Origin of the sequence: Nocardioides marmoriginsengisoli, from assembly GCF_003725695.1 — a bacterium.
GTDB classification, from domain to species: domain Bacteria; phylum Actinomycetota; class Actinomycetes; order Propionibacteriales; family Nocardioidaceae; genus Marmoricola; species Marmoricola marmoriginsengisoli.
Map to the genome: position 1 here is coordinate 85,869 of NZ_RJSE01000009.1, position 14,764 is coordinate 100,632.

Annotated in this window: 14 protein-coding genes; 6 read left to right on the forward strand and 8 right to left on the reverse strand. The window is 70.3% G+C overall.

Translation table 11 applies throughout. From position 1 onward, the window contains the following. Nucleotides 1-28: 28 nt before the first annotated feature. Both EFK50_RS19115 and EFK50_RS19120 read left to right on the forward strand, forming a co-directional pair. Nucleotides 29-1,519: a DHA2 family efflux MFS transporter permease subunit gene (locus EFK50_RS19115; RefSeq protein ID WP_246004240.1), complete on the forward strand. Its 1,491-nt coding sequence runs from the start codon at nucleotides 29-31 to the stop codon at nucleotides 1,517-1,519. A 55-nt stretch (nucleotides 1,520-1,574) separates the two neighbouring features. Then, complete coding sequence (locus EFK50_RS19120) at nucleotides 1,575-2,642, forward strand: acyltransferase family protein (RefSeq protein WP_123229194.1); 1,068 nt, start codon at nucleotides 1,575-1,577, stop codon at nucleotides 2,640-2,642. Between the two features lie 106 nt (nucleotides 2,643-2,748). On the opposite strand, the gene fbaA is transcribed toward EFK50_RS19120, so the two are convergent. Then, nucleotides 2,749-3,780 carry a class II fructose-bisphosphate aldolase gene (fbaA, locus tag EFK50_RS19125; RefSeq protein ID WP_123229195.1) on the reverse strand — a complete coding sequence of 344 codons (1,032 nt, stop codon included), beginning with the start codon at nucleotides 3,778-3,780 and terminating at the stop codon, nucleotides 2,749-2,751. 72 nt (nucleotides 3,781-3,852) lie between these two features. On the opposite strand from fbaA, the gene EFK50_RS19130 reads away from it, so the two are divergent. Next, nucleotides 3,853-4,212, forward strand: a complete 360-nt coding sequence (locus tag EFK50_RS19130) for a hypothetical protein (protein ID WP_123229196.1) — start codon at nucleotides 3,853-3,855, stop codon at nucleotides 4,210-4,212. Here EFK50_RS19130 and EFK50_RS19135 read toward each other — a convergent pair. Continuing rightward, on the reverse strand, nucleotides 4,209-4,856 hold the full coding sequence (locus EFK50_RS19135) for a TrmH family RNA methyltransferase (protein WP_123229585.1): 648 nt from the start codon (nucleotides 4,854-4,856) through the stop codon (nucleotides 4,209-4,211). The genes EFK50_RS19130 and EFK50_RS19135 overlap by 4 nt on opposite strands. A 135-nt stretch (nucleotides 4,857-4,991) precedes the next feature. Between EFK50_RS19135 and EFK50_RS19140 the strand changes: the two genes are divergently transcribed. After that, a complete protein-coding gene (locus tag EFK50_RS19140; protein ID WP_246004241.1) occupies nucleotides 4,992-5,705 on the forward strand; it encodes a DedA family protein in 714 nt (237 codons plus the stop codon). On the opposite strand, the gene pyrE is transcribed toward EFK50_RS19140, so the two are convergent. Further along, the gene (gene pyrE / locus EFK50_RS19145) at nucleotides 5,688-6,227 is read right to left on the reverse strand and encodes an orotate phosphoribosyltransferase (protein WP_123229197.1); all 540 of its coding nucleotides are present in this window, start codon (nucleotides 6,225-6,227) and stop codon (nucleotides 5,688-5,690) included. The two genes, EFK50_RS19140 and pyrE, sit on opposite strands and share 18 nt — an antisense overlap. 25 nt (nucleotides 6,228-6,252) lie before the next feature. Next, nucleotides 6,253-6,999, reverse strand: a complete 747-nt coding sequence (locus EFK50_RS19150) for a class E sortase (RefSeq protein ID WP_246004242.1) — start codon at nucleotides 6,997-6,999, stop codon at nucleotides 6,253-6,255. 30 nt (nucleotides 7,000-7,029) lie between these two features. Here EFK50_RS19150 and EFK50_RS19155 point away from each other — a divergent pair, with 30 nt between their 5' ends. Next, entirely contained in the window at nucleotides 7,030-8,184 is a 1,155-nt protein-coding gene (locus tag EFK50_RS19155) for a pyridoxal phosphate-dependent aminotransferase (protein ID WP_123229588.1), read from the forward strand. On the opposite strand, the gene EFK50_RS19160 is transcribed toward EFK50_RS19155, so the two are convergent. The 4 genes from EFK50_RS19160 to EFK50_RS19175 all read right to left on the reverse strand — a co-directional run bounded on the left by EFK50_RS19160 (nucleotide 8,181) and on the right by EFK50_RS19175 (nucleotide 14,184). After that, complete coding sequence (locus EFK50_RS19160; protein ID WP_123229198.1) at nucleotides 8,181-9,227, reverse strand: hypothetical protein; 1,047 nt, start codon at nucleotides 9,225-9,227, stop codon at nucleotides 8,181-8,183. The genes EFK50_RS19155 and EFK50_RS19160 overlap by 4 nt on opposite strands. A 61-nt stretch (nucleotides 9,228-9,288) precedes the next feature. Beyond that, nucleotides 9,289-9,957 (reverse strand): hypothetical protein, encoded by a 669-nt coding sequence (locus tag EFK50_RS19165; RefSeq protein ID WP_123229199.1) that lies wholly within the window; start codon nucleotides 9,955-9,957, stop codon nucleotides 9,289-9,291. Nucleotides 9,958-10,022: 65 nt separating this feature from the next. Further along, nucleotides 10,023-12,602 carry an ATP-dependent chaperone ClpB gene (clpB, locus tag EFK50_RS19170; protein WP_123229200.1) on the reverse strand — a complete coding sequence of 860 codons (2,580 nt, stop codon included), beginning with the start codon at nucleotides 12,600-12,602 and terminating at the stop codon, nucleotides 10,023-10,025. Nucleotides 12,603-12,759: 157 nt separating this feature from the next. Next, nucleotides 12,760-14,184, reverse strand: coding sequence for an MFS transporter (locus EFK50_RS19175; RefSeq protein ID WP_123229201.1), 1,425 nt, complete (start codon nucleotides 14,182-14,184; stop codon nucleotides 12,760-12,762). 111 nt (nucleotides 14,185-14,295) lie between these two features. On the opposite strand from EFK50_RS19175, the gene EFK50_RS19180 reads away from it, so the two are divergent. Continuing rightward, a complete protein-coding gene (locus EFK50_RS19180; RefSeq protein WP_123229202.1) occupies nucleotides 14,296-14,760 on the forward strand; it encodes a MarR family winged helix-turn-helix transcriptional regulator in 465 nt (154 codons plus the stop codon). Nucleotides 14,761-14,764: the final 4 nt, after the last annotated feature.

Genomic DNA, 14,764 nt, shown 5'->3' on the forward strand with positions numbered 1-14,764 from the left:
TGTCCCTCCTAGGGTGTTGAGTTGTCCCGTGACCCCAACCTCTCCCGCGCCGACCACCGAGCGCGACCCCTGGCCGGCGCTGATCGCGCTGTGCATCGGCTTCTTCATGATCCTGCTCGACACGACGATCGTGACGGTCGCGACGCCGGCGATCATCGAGGACCTGGACGCGGACGTGAACTCCGTCGTCTGGGTGACGAGCGCCTACCTGCTCGCGTACGCCGTCCCGGTCCTGATCACCGGCCGGCTCGGCGACCGGTTCGGGCCGAAGAACCTCTACCTGACCGGTCTCGCCCTCTTCACCGCGGCGTCGCTGTGGTGCGGTCTCACCGGCAGCATCGAGGGCCTGATCATCGCCCGGGTGTTCCAGGGCTTCGGCGCGTCGATGATGACGCCGCAGACGATGGCGATCATCACCCGGATCTTCGCGGTCGAGCGCCGCGGCAGCGCGATGGCGCTGTGGGGAGCGACGGCCGGCGTCGCGACCCTGGTCGGCCCGGTCCTCGGCGGCGTGCTGACCGACGGTCTCGGCTGGGAGTGGATCTTCTTCATCAACGTGCCAGTCGGCCTGGTCGCGTTCGCCCTGGCCTACCGCCTGGTGCCGCGCCTGGAGACCCACAAGCACAAGTTCGACTGGCTCGGCGTCGCCCTCAGCGGCGTCGGCATGTTCCTGCTGGTCTTCGGCATCCAGGAGGGCAAGCAGCAGCACTGGTCCCCGACGATCTGGACGATGATCGCCGGGGGCATCGTCGTGATCGCCGTCTTCGTCCTCGTCCAGTCGCGCAACACCGGTGAGCCGCTGATGCCGCTGAAGGTGTTCGCGGACCGCAACTTCTCCATCTCCAACCTCGGCATCGCCGCGGTGAGCTTCAGCTTCACCGCGATGGGCTTCCCGCTGATGCTCTGGGCGCAGGTCGTCCGCGGCTACTCCCCGACCGAGGCCGGCTGCCTGCTGATCCCGATGGCGGTGATGTCGATCGTGCTGGCGCCGATGGTGGGCAAGCTCAGCGACAAGGTGCACCCGCGGATCCTCACCGGCTTCGGCTTCCTGGTCCTGATCGGCGCGATGCTGCTCTCGGCACTCCTGCTCAAGACCGACACCCCGCTGTGGCAGCTGCTGGTAGCGATGGGCCTGATCGGTGTCGGCAGCTCGTTCCTCTGGGCCGTCCTCACCGCGACCGCGACCCGGAACCTGCCGATCACCCTGGCCGGTGCCGGCTCCGGGGTCTACAACGCGCTGCGCCAGGTGGGTGCGGTGCTGGGCTCCGCGGGCATCGCCGTGCTGATCGACAGCCGGCTGGCCGCGCACGGGCTCGAGAAGCTGCAGAGCCACGAGGCCGGAGGCGGCGGGCCGCTGCCGCCGGGCGTCGCGGACAAGTTCAGCGAGGCGATGTCGCAGTCGCTCCTCCTGGTCCCGGCCGTGCTGGTCCTCGGCTTCCTCGCGGTGCTGCTCTACGAGCGCCCGAGCCACTTCGCGCCGGTCGCGAGCACCAAGGCGGTCCCGGCAAACGCCGAGTGAGGCTGAGCGCGACGTTCTCCGGACGCGCAGCAGGTTCCGTGGAAGGCTGCGCGCCATGGAGTACAGGCCCGAGCTCGACGGCATCCGCGCGTTCGCCGTGCTGGCCGTCATCGCGTTCCACGCCGCCCTCAAGCCGGCCACCGGCGGGTGGCTCGGGGTGGACATCTTCTTCGTCCTCTCCGGCTACCTGATCACCCTGGTCCTGGTCCGCGAGCACGACCGCTCGGGAGCGGTGAGCCTGCGCGACTTCTGGGTGCGCCGACTGCTCCGGCTCTACCCGGCACTGCTGGTGATGCTGGTGCTCGGCGCCTTCTTCTACGGCACCCTCGGCGACGGCGGCACCTTCGTCGGCTACCTCAAGACGGCCGCGGGAGCCGGGCTGTACGTCGAGAACCTCCTCTGGGGCCTCGGCGGTAGCGAGCTCGGCCACCTCGGGCACACCTGGAGCCTGGCGGTCGAGATGCAGTTCTACCTGGTCTGGCCGCTGGTGGTCGGCTGGCTGCTGCTCCGGCGCTCGCGGGCCACCGCCTGGGTGGTCGGAGGGATCCTGGTCAGCTACGCGCTGTTCGTGCTGCAATCGGCCCCCGAGGCGGACCGCTTCCCGATGGCCTACTACGTGCCCTGGACCCGCGCCTTCGAGCTGCTGCTCGGCGCGCTGGTCGCGCTGGTGCTCGCCGCCCGGCCGGCGCGCGATCCGGACGCTCCCGCCGTACGACGCTGGACCGGCTGGCTGATAGGCGGCGCCTTCGGGGTGCTGCTGCTCGCCGGCTGGACCTTCTCGATCTACACCGACCAGCGCTCGATCATCTGGCAGTCACCGGCGGCCGCGCTGCTCACCGTCGCCCTGCTCGTGCACCTGGACGGCGTCCGCACCAGCGGTGTCGGGGCGCTGCTCTCCTGGGCGCCGCTGGTCTGGATCGGCAAGGTCTCGTACGGCGCCTACCTGTTCCACTACCCGGTGATCATGGTGCTGATGAAGCACACCGACCTGGGCGCGCGGCTGCTGTTCGTGGTCGGGACCGCGATCACGCTGGCGATCTCGGCTCTCTCCTGGCAGTACGTCGAACGGCCCGCGCTCCGGCTGAAGAGCCGATTCGCGGGCCGGGTCTCGACGGCTGCCTAGTCTGCGGGCACGTCACCACATCTCGACAAGCTCGATGACCGAGCTGGGCTCGATGACCGACTGGGCTCGATGACCGAGCTGGTCGAGTCCGCTGGCGCGGCCTTGATCAGTTGATCGACTTGCCGACGCTGCTCAGGTTCTCGCAGGCCTCGACGACGCGGGCGGCCATGCCGGCCTCGGCGGCCTTGCCCCAGGCGCGCGGGTCGTAGGCCTTCTTGTTGCCGACCTCGCCGTCGACCTTGAGGACGCCGTCGTAGTTGCTGAACATGTGCGCGGCGGCAGGCCGGGTGAACGCGTACTGGGTGTCGGTGTCGACGTTCATCTTGATCACGCCGTAGCTGACCGCGGCCGCGATCTCCTCCGGGGTCGAACCGGACCCGCCGTGGAAGACCAGGTCGAACGGCTTCGAGCCGGCGGCGAGGCCGAGCTTCGCGACGACGGCCTCCTGGGCGTTCTTGAGGATCTCGGGACGCAGGTGCACCCCGCCCGGCTTGTAGACGCCGTGCACGTTGCCGAAGGTCAGCGCGGTCATGTAGCGGCCGTTCTCACCGGTGCCGAGTGCGGCGACGGTGGCCAGGGCGTCCTCGGGGGTGGTGTACAGCTTCTCGTCGATCGCCCCGACGACACCGTCCTCCTCGCCGCCGACAACGCCGATCTCGACCTCGAGGATGATCTTGGCGGCGGCGCACTGGGCGAGCAGCTCCTCGGCGATCTGCAGGTTCTCGTCCACCGCGACCGCGGACCCGTCCCACATGTGCGACTGGAACAGCGGCGCCTCACCTCGGGCGACCCGCTCGGCGGAGATCGCGACCAGCGGGCGGACGAAGCCGTCGAGCTTGTCCTTGGGGCAGTGGTCGGTGTGCAGCGCGATGTTGACCGGGAAGTTCTTGGCGACCTCGGCGGCGTACGCGGCGAAGGCGACCGAGCCGGTGACCATGTTCTTCACGCTCGGGCCGGAGAGGTACTCCGCACCGCCCGTCGAGACCTGGATGATGCCGTCGCTGCCGGCGTCCGCGAAGCCCTGGAGGGCGGCGTTCAGGGTCTGCGACGAGGAGACGTTGATGGCAGGGAAGGCGAACGAGTTCGCCTTGGCTGCATCGAGCATCTCGGCGTACTTCTCAGGGGTGGCGATGGGCATGCGAAAAAACTCCTCGGGAAACCGGTCCGGATGTGGCCAACCCTAGACGAGAGCGCCGCTAGCGTCGGGCGCATGGTCACACTCACCCCCCAGGCCCGCGCCATCGCCGCTTTCACGCTCGCGGTGCTGCTGCTCCTCGGCAGCCTGAACCGGATCTCCGTCACGTTCATCGCCCTCTTCGGGGACTCGTTCCCGATGGGTCGCGGCGGCGCCTTCCTCGCCGGCATGGTCGCCACACTCGTCGCCGGTGCCGTGCTCGCCCTGGCGATGGCGGCGGCGAACGGGCTGACCTCCGGTTGGGAACTGAGCCTGGCCCAGACTGCCCGGGTCCTGGCGCTCATCGGGTTCGTGCTCGCGGTGGTCAACCTGGTCACCGCGGTCGCGCACCAGATCCCCTACGGCTTCTACGGCATCCCGGGCACGATCGGCTAACCCCGCCAGGCCACCTCGTCGCCGAGGTCGGCGTACTCTCGCACCCAGGAGTGCATCGCGATCGCAGCAGCAGCCGAGGCATTGATCGAGCGCGTCGAGCCGAACTGGGCGATCGAGAACGTCCCGTCGCAGGCCTCGCGGGCACCCTCCGACAACCCGGGTCCCTCCTGGCCGAAGAGGAAGCACACCCGGCGCGGCAGCTCCATCGTCTCCAGGTGCTCCGAGCCCGGCAGGTTGTCGATGCCGAGCAGCCGGACCGGTCCCCCGTCAGCGTCGCGCAGGTACGCCGCCAGCGCCTCGGCATCGGCGTGGTGCCGGACGTGCTGGTAGCGGTCGGTGACCATCGCGCCGCGCCGGTTCCAGCGCCGGTTCCCGACGATGTGCACCTCGGCGGCGAGGAACGCGTTCGCCGACCGGACGATGGTGCCGATGTTGAAGTCGTGCTGCCAGTTCTCGATGGCCACGTGGAAGTCGTGCCGCCGTAAGTCGAGGTCCGCGACGATCGCCGCCATCGTCCAGTACCGGTAGCGATCGACCACGTTGCGCCGGTCCCCGTGGGCCAGCAGCTCGGCGTCGTACTGGTCCCCGGTCGGTAGCGGTCCCTCCCAGGGACCGACCCCGACCTCGGCCGGACCGTTCGGCATCGGGTCGTAGGGAGCCCGCTGCTCGATGAATTCTTGGGGCTCCTCGGGCGCGGTCACGCGGACAACCCTACGAGCCGGACGCACGGTGCGTGGAACGTCAGGTCAGGTTCAGGTCGGGCCAGATACGCTCAGCGCGTGATCGTCGACGTCGTGCAGATCCTTGGGATCAAGTGGATGGACCCGAACTGGTGGCTTGCCGAGTTCGGTCAGGAGTTCTTCTGGATCAGCGTCGCGATGATCTTCGTCGAGTGCGGGCTGCTCTTCCCGTTCCTGCCCGGCGACACGCTGCTGTTCGCGATGGGCCTCTTCTTCGCGACCGACCGGATCGACGTCCTGGTCGACAACAACGGGCTGAGCCTCCTCTTCGGGATGCTGATCTTCGGAGCCGCGGCCGTGCTGGGCAACGTCGCCGGCTACGAGATAGGCCGGGCGATCGGACCGCCGCTGACCCAGCGGGACGGCCGGATCCTGAAGAAGAAGTACTTCGACAAGACCACCGAGTTCTTCGACAAGCACGGGAACAAGGCCCTGGTGATCGGCCGCTTCGTGCCGTTCGTGCGGACCTACGTCACCGTCGTCGCCGGTGTCGCGTCGATGGAGCGGCGACGCTTCCTGACCTGGAGCGCGGTCGGCGCGGCGTTCTGGGTCCTCAGCATCACGATGCTCGGCTACTTCCTCGGCAACGTGCCGAAGGTCGGCCCGTTCCTCTCCGACAACATCGACTTCGCGATCCTCGCGATCCTGCTGTTCTCGGTGATCCCGGTGGCCTACGAGTGGCTCAAGCACCGGCGCGAGGCGGCCGCCCGCACGGCGGCCCCGACGGCGTCCGGGTCAGATGTCGAGATCTGAGATGCCCACCGCGTAGCGGTACTCGAGTCCCTCGGCCTCGACCGCCTCGCGGGCACCGGTGTCCCGGTCCACGACGACCGCGACCCCGACCACGGTCGCGCCCGCGGCCCGCAGCGCGGCGACCGCTTCGAGCACCGATCCCCCGGTGGTCGAGGTGTCCTCCACGGCGAGCACCCGGCGGCCGGCGACGTCCGGGCCCTCGATCAGCTTCTGCAGCCCGTGCACCTTCTGGGACTTGCGGATCACGAACGCGTCGAGGCGGCGGCCGGCGGCAGCGGCCTGGTGCATCATCGCGACCGCGATCGGGTCGGCACCCAGGGTCAGGCCGCCGACCGCGTCGTACTCCCAGTCCTCGGTGAGCGCCAGCACGGTGCGGCCAATCGCCGGGGCTGCGTCGGCGTCGAGGGTGACCCGGCGCATGTCGACGTAGTAGTCGGCCTCGCGGCCGGAGGCCAGCGTGACCTTGCCGCGCACGACGGCCTTGGTGTTGACCTGGTCCAGGAGTACATCGCGATCAGCCATGGGGGTGAGGTTACGCGAACCGGAACTACGGGTTGACCGGCGCCAGCTTCGTCTTGCGGACGGTGTCGACCAGGTGCCCGAACGCGATCATCCGGTTGTCGGTGTGGAAGATCTCCGAGCAGGTCGTCAGCGTGATCAGCTTCTGCCCCTTCACCTGCTTCGGCTGCGGCCCGCCGTCCGGGTTGCGCGGAATCGCGTCCAGCACCCAGGTCCCGGTGAAGGGGATCACCAGCTTGTTCGGGTCGGTGTCGAGCACGTAGGTGTAGGTGAACTTCCGCGTCTCCACGATCACCTTGTCCCCGGGACGCAGCTCCGGCATCCGCCGCAGCGGCTCACCGTGGGTGACCCGGTGGGCGGCGAGCGCGTAGTTGCCGACCTGTCCGGCCGCGGCGGTGTCCTCGAAGTGGCCGTAGCCGCGGGCGAGGATGTCCTGGGACGTGCCCTCGATGACCGGGACGACGTACTTCTGGCCGAACTTGGGGATCCGGATCAGCGCGGACGCCTTGCCGTGCGGGCAGTAGGTGTCGCACCCCTCACCGGCCGCCCAGTCCTCCTGCAGGTTCGTGGTGATCTCGCGCTGGTGCCGCTTCGAGACCCAGTTGGTCCCCCAGAGCTGCCACGCGACGTAGCCGAGCAGCCCTAGCCCGGCCAGGATCAGCCCGATGCCGACCAGGAAGGTGATCCGGCGTGCCGTCGACCGCTTCGGCTTCTCGGGGGTCCGCCCGGGAGCCGGAGAATCCGTCTCCGGGATCAGGTCGTCATCAACGGTCACCTGCACATTGTGAACTACTACTGTCTGAACATGGGCATCGAAGCGCACCGGCTCGACGGCATCGGGACCACGATCTTCGCCGAGATGTCCGCCCTCGCGGTCCGTACCGGCTCGGTCAACCTGGGTCAGGGATTCCCGGACGAGGACGGTCCGAGCGCGATGCTCGAGGCCGCCGTCGAGGCGCTGCGCGGCGGGCGCAACCAGTACCCGCCGGGCCACGGGACCCCGGAGCTGCTGGACGCGGTGATCGCCCACCAGCAGCGGCACTACGGCCTGACCCTCGACCGGCACCAGGTGGTCGCCACCACCGGTGCGACCGAGGCGATCGCCGGCGCCCTGCTCGGCCTGGTCGACCCCGGTGACGAGGTGGTGGTCCTGGAGCCGTACTACGACTCCTACGTGGCGATGATCCAGATGGCCGGCGGCGTACGACGACCGGTGACCCTGCGCGCCCCCGACTTCCGGCTCGACCTCGACGAGCTGGCCGCGGCGATCACCCCGCGCACCCGGCTGATCCTGCTCAACACCCCGCACAACCCGACCGGCACCGTGCTGACCCGGGCCGAGCTCGAGGGCGTCGCCGCGGTCGCGATCGAGCACGACCTGATCGTGGTCACCGACGAGGTCTACGAGCACCTCACGTTCGAGGAGCCGCACGTCCCGCTGGCGACGCTGCCCGGGATGTTCGAGCGGACACTGACCATCTCCAGCGCCGGCAAGACCTTCTCGGTCACCGGCTGGAAGGTCGGCTGGGCCAGCGGTCCCGAGCACCTGGTCGCCGCGGTGGAAGGCGTCAAGAACTGGCTCAGCTATTCCTCCGGGGCTCCGTTGCAACCGGCGGTCGCCGTCGGGCTGAACGAGCACGACGCCTTCCACGTCGCGCTGGCCGCCGACCTCCGGGCCAAGCGGGACGTCCTCTGCGACGGGCTGGCCGACCTCGGCCTGACCGTCCACCGGCCGGCCGGGACCTACTTCGTCACTACCGACGTGTCGTCCTACGGGTTCGCGGACGGGCGCGCCTTCTGCGCCGCCCTTCCGGAGAAGGCCGGGGTCGTCGCGATCCCGTCCCAGGTGTTCTACGACGATCTCGACGAGGGCCGGCACCTGGTGCGCTGGGCGTTCTGCAAGCGACTCGAGGTCATCGAGGAGGGGCTGGGCCGGCTGCGCGCGGGCCTCAAGAACTAACGCCCCGCGAACCAGTCCCGGCTCGGTTTCGTGACCAGCATCCCGGTGGTGAAGCTGGCGGCGACGAGGTGCACGAGCGAGACCGGGAAGGCGAGTGCGCTCACCAGCGCTGCCGCGCCGACGCAGACCGCGAGCAGGATCCAGGCGGCGTACGCGCGGCGCCAGACGAACACCGCCAGCACCGAGGCGGCCACGCACCAGAGCAGGAAGAACACGCTCGTCACCACCAAGGCGGTGGTGAGCACGTCGTCGTCGAAGCGCGCGTCCCACGTCGGGGTGTCCTTGACCGCCGTCAGCAGCGGCTCGGAGTCGACCGCGAGCACCACCAGGAACGCCACCCAGAGGAGGGCGGTGATGCCGGAGAAGATCCACGTCAGGAGGCAAGCGGTGCGGACCTGACGCGGCATCGCACTCGGCGCCGCCTGCTGGGGAGGCGGACCCGCCATCGGCACCGGACCGGGGGGCCCCGGGGCCGGCGGCGCCTGTCCCCAGCCGGGCATCGGCGGCGGCTGCTGCGCTCCGGGTGTCGGCGGGACCGGCGGCTGCCAGGGCGCGACGTCCGGCGGCGGGGTCGGAGCCGGCGGGGTGATCCGGGCCGCGGGCGGCGTCGGCGCCCGCCCGGCGAACCAGTCCCGGGCGGGGCGCGACCAGAGCACCGCCGCTCCGGCACCGACGAACATGCCCAGGAAGCTTCCCGTGAGCGGCGCGGCCAGCACGATCGGCACCGCGGCGACGGTGAGTCCGATCCGGGCACCCTTGTTGCGCTGGAGCACGAAGAAGCCGAGGATCGCCGCTGCCGCGGCGGCGGCTCCGGTGACCAGGATCGCCCAGCGCATGATGCCGAGCGCGTCGTCGACGGTGATCCCGAGGTCTTGGAACGACTTCCCGGAGACCGCCTCCGTGAGCCGGTCCCGGGTCGCCAGCGAGTTCAGCCCCGACATCGCGTCGAACACGGCCAGGACCAGCAGAACCGACGCGATCACGGCGGCCCATCCGGCGAGGGTGACCTGGCTCGGGCGTGCGTTCGCGTCCGGGGAAGTCATGCGCCCATTCAACCAAGGTCACCCTGACCGCTGGCGACCGCGTGCGGTCGCGCGCTCGCGGTCAGCTGGACTTGAAGAGGTACTGGAACGGCGAGCCCTCGACGCTCAGGTTCATCGTCGCGCCCGAGCAGTCGTAGGTCATCGGGTGGTCGCCGATGCTGCCGGCCGGCATCGAGAACGGCGCCTCGGCGGCGCGGCCGTTGATGGTGACCTTGGTGTTGCCGCGGATCCGACCGGTCCAGCCGTACCCGACCAGCTTGCCGGTGGAGGCACGCAGCCGGCCCGACGACTGACCGCGGTGCTTCTGCACCATCACCATCGTCAGCCCGTTGCCCATGGCGACCTTGACCGTGGTGGTCGTGTTGTCGGCGAAGGTCGCCCGCAGGTCGGCACCGACCGTCAGCGTCTGGTTGCCGGCGATCCGGGTGCTGGTGACGTTGATGCCGCGCATCACGCCCGCGAACTGGCTGGCGAGGTCCGTCGTACTGACCCGCCAGGGACTGCCCGCGATCAGGCAGTCCAGGTCGCCGTCCCCGGTCGGGGACGCTCCGTCGCTCGGGGCAGGGTCGGTCGACGATCCCGTGGACGGCCCGGAGGACGGGCCGGTCGAGGCCGGGGTGGTCGGTGCCGTCGTGGAGCCGGGGTCCGGCTCGGCAGCGGGATCGTCGCTGCCGCAGGCACCGAGGAACAGGGAAGCGGCCAGGACCGAGACACCGAGAAGGTTCTTCACCCTCGCGACGCTACTGGCCCGAACGGGCCTGGTCAGTAGCCCGTTCGGACCATCCGCGTCCGAGGTCAGCCGGTGACGCGCAGCGCCAGGCCCTCGCCTTCGGAGTCCACCACCACGTGCTGCCCGTCGCCCACCGCGCCGCCGATCAGCATCCGGGCCAGCGGGTCGCCGATGGCCGTCTGCACCAGCCGGCGCAACGGCCGGGCGCCGTACGCCGGGTCGTAGCCGTGGTCGGTCAGCCAGAGCCGCGCGGAGTCGGTCACCGTGACGGTGATCCGGCGCGGCGCCAGGCGGGCATCGAAGGCCGCCAGCTGCAGGTCGACGATGTGCGCCAGCTCGTCCTTGCCGAGGGCGTCGAACATGACCACCTCGTCGAGCCGGTTCAGGAACTCCGGCTTGAACGCCTGCCGCACGACCGCCATCACCGAGTCGCGCTTGGCGTCCTCGTCGAGCAGCGGGTCGACCAGGAACTGCGAACCCAGGTTGCTGGTCAGGATCAGCAGCACGTTGCGGAAGTCGACGGTGCGGCCCTGCCCGTCGGTGAGCCGGCCGTCGTCGAGCACCTGCAGCAGGATGTCGAAGACCTCCGGGTGCGCCTTCTCGACCTCGTCGAGCAGCACCACCGAGTACGGACGGCGCCGGACGGCCTCGGTGAGCTGACCGCCCTCGTCGTAGCCGACGTAGCCCGGAGGTGCGCCGACCAGCCGCGAGACCGAGTGCTTCTCGGAGTACTCGCTCATGTCGATCCGGACGATCGCGCGCTCGTCGTCGAAGAGGAAGTCGGCCAGCGACTTGGCGAGCTCGGTCTTGCCGACACCCGTCGGGCCGAGGAACAGGAAGCTCCCGGTCGGCCGGTCGGGGTCGGAGATGCCGGCCCGCGAGCGTCGCACGGCGTCGGAGACCGCGGTCACCGCGGCCGCCTGCCCGATCAGCCGCTCGCCGATGATCTCCTCCATCCGGAGCAGCTTGGCGGTCTCGCCCTCCAGCAGCCGCCCGGTGGGGATGCCGGTCCAGGCCTCGACCACCTCGGCGATCTCGCCGGGACCGACCTCCTCGGAGACCATCGGGTTCTCGACGACCTCGTGGCCCTCACTGGCCTCGATCTGCTTCTCCAGCGTCGGGATCCGGCCGTAGAGGATCTCGGAGGCCTGCGCCAGGTCGCCGTCGCGCTGGAGCCGGTCGGCCTCCACCCGGAGGGCGTCGATCTGCTTGCGCAGCTCACCCGACCCCTCGAGCGCGGTCTTCTCCCGCTCCCAGCGAGCCTCGAGGCTGCGCAGCTCCTCCTCGGCGTCGGCCAGGTCGACGCGCAGCTTCTCCAGCCGATCCTTCGAGGCCTCGTCGGACTCGCGGGCCAGCGCCAGCTGCTCCATCCGCATCCGGTCGACGGAGCGGCGCAGCTGGTCGATCTCGACCGGCGAGGACTCGATCTCCATCCGCAGCCGCGACGCGGCCTCGTCGATCAGGTCGATCGCCTTGTCCGGCAGCTGCCGCCCGGTGATGTAGCGGTCCGAGAGCATCGCGGCCGCGACCAGGGCGGCGTCGGTGATCTTCACGCCGTGGTGCGCCTGGTACTTCTCCTGGAGCCCGCGCAGGATCGCGACGGTGTCGGTGACCGTCGGCTCGCCGACGAAGACCTGCTGGAAGCGGCGCTCCAGGGCCGGGTCCTTCTCGATCCGTTCGCGGTACTCGTCGAGGGTGGTGGCGCCGATCAGCCGCAGCTCACCGCGGGCGAGCATCGGCTTGAGCATGTTGCCGGCGTCCATCGCGGAGTCGCCGCTGGCACCCGCGCCGACGACAGTGTGCAGCTCGTCGATGAACGTGATCACCTGGCCCTCGGAGGACTTGATCTCCTCGAGGACGGCCTTGAGCCGCTCCTCGAACTCGCCGCGGTACTTCGCGCCGGCCACCATCGCGGCCAGGTCGAGGCTGAGCAGCCGGCGACCCTTGAGGGAGTCCGGTACGTCGCCGTCGACGATCCGCTGGGCGAGGCCCTCGACGACGGCGGTCTTGCCGACGCCGGGCTCACCGATCAGCACCGGGTTGTTCTTGGTACGGCGGGAGAGCACCTGCACGACGCGGCGGATCTCCGCGTCCCGGCCGATCACCGGGTCGAGCTTGCCCGCCTCGGCCTGCGCGGTCAGGTCGACGGCGTACTTCTCCAGCGCCTCGTACGACGCCTCGGCGTCCGGACTGGTGACCCTGCGGTTGCCGCGAACGGCGCCGATCGCCTCCCGCAGCGCCGACTCGGTCAGGCCGGCCCGGGCGAGCGCCTCCTTGACGGGGCTGTCCACCACCGCCAGCGCGAGCAGCAGGTGCTCGGTGGCGACGTACTCGTCGGACATCTCGGCGGCGACCTCGATCGCCTTCGCGAAGACCCGGGTCAGTGCGGGCGACGCAGTCGGCGTCGCGACGGTCGCGCCGGAGGCGCTGGGCAGCCGGACCGTCAGCTCGTCGACGGCGGCGCCGAGCGCACCCGCGTCGACCCCCGCCTTCGCCAGCAGGCTCGGGGTGATGCCGCCGTCCTGGCGGAGCAGCGCGAACGCCAGGTGCGCCGGCTCCAGCTGCGCGTTCCCGGCCGCGACTGCGGCGGTCTGCGCGGCGTTGATCGCCTCGACGCTGCGCGAGGTGAACTTCGACCCGTCCATGAACTCCCCCTCCAGGGCTCCGTGTGCTCCATCGTGACGGACTTCGATCCGCCCGTCACCAGTGCAACGCAACCAAAGTTGAGTCCATTCCCCTCAACTTTCCCCGTTGAATCGGCCCAATTGGTCCGTTCAAGAGGCCCGATCCGAGGGGACGGACCTAGGCCGGGGTACGGCGGGGAATGGCGAGCGTGAGCGCCAGGGCGACGGCCGAGGCAGCGAGCGAGATCAGGACCACGATCGTGAACCCCCGCTCGGAGGGAAGCTCGATCGCGCCGAGCCGGACGGTCTGGTGAGCCAGCACGGTGCCGACGACCGCGGCGGAGAGCGAGGTCCCGACCGAGCGCATCAGCGCGTTGAGTCCATTGGCCGCCGCGGTCTCGTGGACCGGCACCGCGCCCATGATCAGCGCCGGCATCGCGGCGTACGCGACACCGACCCCGGCGCTCGTGATCGCACCGGCGATCGAGATCTGCCACCACTCGGCGCGCAGGAAGAGCAGCACGACGTAGCCGACGGCGATGATCGCCACGCCGGTCATCAGGGCCGCGCGCGGACCGCGAGCGGCGGTGATCCGGGCGCCGATGCCGGAGAAGAGGTACATCATCAGGCCGCCGGGCATCAGCACCAGGCCCGCCTGGATCAGGGTGAGGCCGGATCCGTAGCCGGTCGCCTCCGGGGCGAGCAGCAGCTGGATCGGCACCAGCGACATCCCGTACATCGCGAAGCCGGCGCCGATCGAGGCGACGTTGGTGAAGAGCACCTGCGGCCGCGCCGTCGTACGGAGGTCCACCAGCGGTGCCGCGACGCGCAGCTCCCACGAGGTCCAGATCGCGAACACCACGAGCGAGCCGAGGAGCAGGCCGAGGGTGAGGTGGTCGCCCCAGCCCCAGTCGCCGCCCTTGCTGATCGCGAGCAGGAGCATCACCAGACCGGAGGCCAGGCCGATCGCGCCGAGGACGTCGAACCGTGCGGGGGTGCGCACCGGGGACTCCGGGACGACGGCGAGGACGGCGATCAGGCAGAGCGCGCCGAGCCCGGCAGCGATCCAGAACAGTGCGTGCCAGTTGGCCTTCTCGACGATGACCGCGGCGACCGGGAGCCCGATCGCACCGCCGACGCCGAGGGTGGCGCTCATCCGGGCCACGGCGGGGCCGACCCGGTCCGCCGGGAGCTCGTCGCGCATGATGCTGATCCCGAGGGCGATCGCCCCCATCGAGACGCCCTGGAGACCGCGCCCCACGACCATCGGCAGCAGGCTGTCCGAGAGTGCGCAGAGCACCGAGCCGATCACCAGCGCCGCCAGGCTGAGCACCAGCATCAGCCGCTTGCCGACCATGTCGCCGAGGCGACCGGAGATCGGCATCATCACCGCCGCGGTGAGCAGCGTCGCCGTCACCGCCCAGGAGGCGTTCGCGGCCGAGGTGTGCAGCAGGCTCGGGAGCAGCGGGACCAGCGGGACGATCATCGTCTGGGTCAGGGCGACGACGATGCCGCAGAAGCACCCGATCGCGACGATCGCGGTGGGGTGCGCGACCTTCCGGTCCGGGTCGAGTCCGATCGGGGCGGACGCGGTCTGCGTCATCAGGGTCCTTCCAAGCAGCGGAGGCACCGCGGCTGAGCGCGCCGTACCGATGTGTATCGTACACATCGTGTGTACTATGCACATCCAGGTGCCCACGAGAGGAGCGTCACAGTGCCGACCACGACCGACATCGCCTCGACGGTCCGCGTCCTCGAGCTGGAGCTCACCCTGCTGGCGCGCCACCAGCTGAGCTCGGCCCAGCACGCCCCCGACCTGGGCCTGGACCGATCCGGCTACCAGCTGCTCTGCCGCCTGGAGGTCGGGGCGATGACGCTCAAGCAGCTGGCCGAGGCGTTCCGCCTGGACATCTCCACGGTGAACCGGCAGATCGCCGCGCTGCGCCACAAGGGCCTCGTCGAACGGGTCGCGGATCCGGCGGGCGGAGTCGCCCAGCTGCTGCAGCCGACCAGGACCGGTCTCGAGCTGCTGGAACGCGACCGGAACGTCAAGCGCGGCCACATCAGCCAGCTGCTCGCCACCTGGGACCCGGACGACGTCGATCAGCTGCACCGCCTGCTGGCGAAGCTGAACACCTCGATCGAGGACCGCGAAGGCAGGCCCTGGCCCCGTCCCTGATCCG

Bases quoted from the DNA above. Each gene is read 5' to 3' on its own strand.
- EFK50_RS19120 (WP_123229194.1), top strand. From the start codon at position 1,575: ATGGAGTACAGGCCCGAGCTCGACGGCATCCGCGCGTTCGCCGTGCTG.
- fbaA (WP_123229195.1), bottom strand. From the start codon at position 3,780: ATGCCCATCGCCACCCCTGAGAAGTACGCCGAGATGCTCGATGCAGCC.
- EFK50_RS19130 (WP_123229196.1), top strand. From the start codon at position 3,853: ATGGTCACACTCACCCCCCAGGCCCGCGCCATCGCCGCTTTCACGCTC.
- EFK50_RS19135 (WP_123229585.1), bottom strand. From the start codon at position 4,856: ATGCCGAACGGTCCGGCCGAGGTCGGGGTCGGTCCCTGGGAGGGACCG.
- pyrE (WP_123229197.1), bottom strand. From the start codon at position 6,227: ATGGCTGATCGCGATGTACTCCTGGACCAGGTCAACACCAAGGCCGTC.
- EFK50_RS19155 (WP_123229588.1), top strand. From the start codon at position 7,030: ATGGGCATCGAAGCGCACCGGCTCGACGGCATCGGGACCACGATCTTC.
- EFK50_RS19160 (WP_123229198.1), bottom strand. From the start codon at position 9,227: ATGACTTCCCCGGACGCGAACGCACGCCCGAGCCAGGTCACCCTCGCC.
- clpB (WP_123229200.1), bottom strand. From the start codon at position 12,602: ATGGACGGGTCGAAGTTCACCTCGCGCAGCGTCGAGGCGATCAACGCC.
- EFK50_RS19175 (WP_123229201.1), bottom strand. From the start codon at position 14,184: ATGACGCAGACCGCGTCCGCCCCGATCGGACTCGACCCGGACCGGAAG.